Genomic DNA, 1465 nt, shown 5'->3' on the forward strand with positions numbered 1-1465 from the left:
ACACGTCCTTCTTGATCGCCATCTTCTCGGGGACGACCTCGACGACCACGTCGGCGCCGTCGAGCGCGTCCTCGAGGTCGACGAACGCCTCGACGCGGTCGAGCGCGGCGTCCGCCTCGTCGTCGCCGATCCGGTCCTTCTCGGCGAGCTTGCCGAGCGACCACTCGATCTGGTCGTAGCCGTTCTGGACGAGCTCGTCGTTGATGTCGCGGAGCGACACGTCGTAGCCGGCGAGCGCGGCCACCTCCGCGATCCCGTGTCCCATGTTTCCGGCGCCGAGCACTGCCACGCGCTGGACGTCTTCGAGTTGCATACCCGAACGGTCGGAACCGTCATGGTTGAACGTTTTCATCTTCCCAACGCGAAACGTACTGTAAGTTTATTCGGGTGGGACTCCCGGGAGCGGGCCGCGCCGACGCGACCGGCCGATCCGAACGTACTCGTGTCGGGCTCCCGATCCGCGGACATGGACGACCGAGTCGCGGCGACGCTGCGCGAGGACCCGACGATGGCGACGCTGGTCGACCGCCACGGCCCCCTCGACGTCGCGCCCGCGGACGACGAGTTCGCTCGGCTCTGTACCTCGATCGTGAACCAGCAGCTCTCGACCGCCTCCGCGAACGCGATCCGCGAGCGGTTCCTCGACGTGCTGGGTGAGGAGCCGACCCCGGAAGGCGTCCTCGCGGCCGACGAAGATGCGTTGCGTGAGGCCGGGCTCAGCGGCACGAAGGTCGAGTACCTGCGTAACGTCGCGGCCGCGTTCCGCGACGCCGAGCGCGACTTCACCCGGGCGGGGCTGGCGGGCGTGAGCGACGAGGCCGTCGTCGACCGGCTGACTGAGATTCATGGGGTGGGCGCGTGGACCGCGCGGATGTACCTGATCTTCGCGCTCGGGCGCGAGGACGTGCTTCCCCTCGGCGACCTCGCGGTGCGGAAAGGGATCGAGCGGGCCTACAACGACGGCGCGGAGCTGTCGCGCGCGGAGATGCGCGAGATCGGCGCGGCGTGGCGCCCCTACCGGAGCTACGGCACGCGGTACATCTGGGCCGAATACGAGTCGTAAAACAGTGCCTGCGGATCGCTGGTGGACGTTATCCAAGTGCCAACTGCTCGGCGGGACAACGATGATATTTATAAACAACTGATCGACGGTGAACACCTCCAAAGCCCCAGCTGGGAGGCGGGCGTACGCTCGTTGCGGTCCTCAGTCGCTCGCTTCGCTCGCTCCTTGCGGTCCTTACGTCGCCTACGCCCGCCTCCCGGCTGCCCCTTTGAGTCCCACCCCGCACAGCACCGCAACCGCAGCCTCACACCTCCCCAGCCTCGTCGCGGCCGCTTTAATGAGTACGAAAAGTTTTGTTAGTTAAGCTTGATAGAGGAGTAATGGAGCGCTCACGTCGGAAAGAGATTGAGCATCACTTGACTGAGGAAGAAATCGATGAACTGCTACGTGAGGCTGAGGACG

The 1465-nt window shown here is 65.7% G+C and carries 2 protein-coding genes; one reads left to right on the top strand and one right to left on the bottom strand.

Features of this window, described 5'->3' with window-relative positions:
• On the bottom strand, positions 1-313 hold a 313-nt coding region (locus tag B9G38_RS17330; protein ID WP_233127253.1), incomplete at its 3' end, for a 3-hydroxyacyl-CoA dehydrogenase family protein.
• A gap of 153 nt (positions 314-466) precedes the next feature.
• On the opposite strand from B9G38_RS17330, the gene B9G38_RS17335 reads away from it, so the two are divergent.
• Complete coding sequence (locus B9G38_RS17335; RefSeq protein ID WP_086221180.1) at positions 467-1063, top strand: DNA-3-methyladenine glycosylase; 597 nt, start codon at positions 467-469, stop codon at positions 1061-1063.
• Positions 1064-1465 lie beyond the last annotated feature (402 nt).

The sequence above is a fragment of the Halorubrum sp. SD612 genome, from assembly GCF_002135005.1.